The following is a 517-nucleotide window of genomic DNA, read 5'->3' as shown; positions in this document are numbered from 1 at the left end:
TCACCGTAGATATTCCTGCGGCTAAAGCTACTAATACTCTGGGTAATAATAATGCCGCAGCAACTCAGTTAATTCGCGCAGCCGATCTTACCGCCCCAACGGTTACTTTAATCTCAACTTCCCCAGCCACAGTCAACAGTTTATTTACCGTCATTGCTAACTTCAGTGAAGATGTCACTGGCTTTGATAATACTGATATTACCGTTGCTAATTCAACAGTCGGTAACTTTACCAAAGTTGATGGCAAAACCTACACCTTTGAGGTGACTCCAACTGCTACTGGAAATGTCACCGTAGATATTCCGGCTGCTAAAGCAACTGATACTGCGGGTAATAATAATACCGCAGCAACTCAACTAACTCGCGCAGCAGATATTACTACTACGCCGGAACCAACACCAACTCCGACACCGAGTCCTACCGTTACTCCGACACCGAGTCCTACGGTTACTCCGACACCGGAACCCACCGTTACTCCGACACCGATTCCTACCGTTACTCCGACACCGATTCCTAC

Annotated in this window: 1 protein-coding gene; it reads left to right on the top strand. The window is 47.2% G+C overall.

What is annotated here, in order from left to right; translation table 11 throughout:
* Positions 1-517: Ig-like domain-containing protein (locus tag PL8927_RS28245; RefSeq protein ID WP_231506173.1), on the top strand; the 517-nt coding region annotated here is incomplete at both ends.

The sequence above is a fragment of the Planktothrix serta PCC 8927 genome (assembly GCF_900010725.2).
Taxonomy (GTDB): domain Bacteria; phylum Cyanobacteriota; class Cyanobacteriia; order Cyanobacteriales; family Microcoleaceae; genus Planktothrix; species Planktothrix serta.
Note: the sequence above shows the minus strand (reverse complement) of the source record. Positions and strands in the feature narration are given on the sequence as shown.